At 65.7% G+C, this 1,633-nt stretch carries 1 protein-coding gene; it reads right to left on the bottom strand.

Features of this window, described 5'->3' with window-relative positions:
* Window positions 1-1,633 (bottom strand): vitamin B12 dependent-methionine synthase activation domain-containing protein (locus ABD323_RS40925; protein WP_344447185.1); only part of this gene is annotated, 1,633 nt, incomplete at both ends.

Genomic DNA, 1,633 nt, shown 5'->3' with positions numbered 1-1,633 from the left:
TCGCCTCGGGGTGGTGGATGACGATGGCGTCGGTGGACTGCTCGGGGTGGAGCTGGAACTCCTCGGAGAGCACCACGCCGATCCGCTCCGGCTTCAGCAGCGCCGAGATCTTCGCCCGGTCCTCGAGTTCGGGGCAGGCGCCGTAGCCCAGCGAGAACCGCGCGCCGCGGTACTTGAGCGCGAACATGTCCCGCACGTCCTGTGGGTCCTCGTCACCGAAGCCCAACTCGAAACGCACCCGCGCGTGCCAGAACTCCGCCAACGCCTCCGCCAACTGCACCGACAGACCGTGCAACTCCAGGTAGTCCCGGTACGCGTTCGCCTGGAACAGCTCGTTCGCCGCCTCCGAGACCCGATTGCCCATCGTCACGATCTGCAACCCCAACACGTCCTTCTGCCCCGACTCCTCCGGACGGAAGAAGTCCGCCAGACAGAGCCGACGCCCACGCCGCTGCCGCGGGAACGTGAACCGGGTCCGCTCACTACCGTCCTGACCGAACACGATCAGGTCATCACCCTTGGACGCCGCCGGGAAGTACCCGTACACCACCGCCGGCTCCAACCACCCCTGCGTCTGCAACCGGTCCAACCACATCCGCAACCGCGGACGACCCTGCTCCTCCACCAACTCCTCGTACGAAGGCCCCTCACCACCACGCGCGGCCTTCAGACCCCACTGCCCCTTGAACAACGCGTCCTCGTCCAACCACGACGCATAATCCGCGAACGGAATCCCCTTCACGATCCGATCCCCCCAGAACGGAGGCTCCGGAACCCGGTTGTCCACCGCCACATCCGAACGCACCTGACCCAGATTCGGCTCCTCCACCTCCACCACCTCGGTCCGCGCATGCCGCCGCTGCTTCAACTGCGGCAACACCGCCCCCGGCACCCCCCGCTTCACCGCGATCAACGCGTCCATCAACCGCAGACCCTCGAACGCGTCCCGCGCGTACCGCACCTCACCCTGATAGATCTCGTGCAGATCCTGCTCCACATACGCCCGCGTCAACGCCGCCCCACCCAGGATCACCGGGAAATCCGCCGCCATCCCCCGCTGATTCAACTCCTGAAGGTTCTCCTTCATGATCACCGTCGACTTCACCAACAGCCCCGACATCCCGATCACATCGGCCTGATGCTCCCGCGCCGCGTCCAGGATCGCCGCCACCGGCTGCTTGATCCCCAGATTCACCACCGTGTACCCGTTGTTCGACAAGATGATGTCCACCAGGTTCTTCCCGATGTCGTGCACATCCCCCTTCACCGTCGCCAACACGATCGTGCCCTTGCCCTCGTCGTCGGACTTCTCCATGTGCGGCTCCAGATGCGCCACCGCCTGCTTCATCACCTCCGCCGACTGCAACACGAACGGCAACTGCATCTGCCCCGACCCGAACAACTCCCCCACGACCTTCATCCCGTCCAGCAGCGTCTCGTTCACGATCGCCAACGCCGGACGCACCCCCAACGCCTCGTCCAGGTCCGCCTCCAGACCCTTCCGCTCCCCATCCACGATCCGCCGCTTCAACCGCTCCTCCAACGGCAACGCGGCCAACTCCTCCGCCTTCGACGCCGCACTCGACGCCGCCGACACCCCCTCGAACAACTGCAACAACCGCTGCAACGGGTC

The sequence above is a fragment of the Kitasatospora nipponensis genome, assembly GCF_039528135.1.
GTDB lineage: Bacteria > Actinomycetota > Actinomycetes > Streptomycetales > Streptomycetaceae > Kitasatospora > Kitasatospora nipponensis.
Note: the sequence above shows the minus strand (reverse complement) of the source record. Positions and strands in the feature narration are given on the sequence as shown.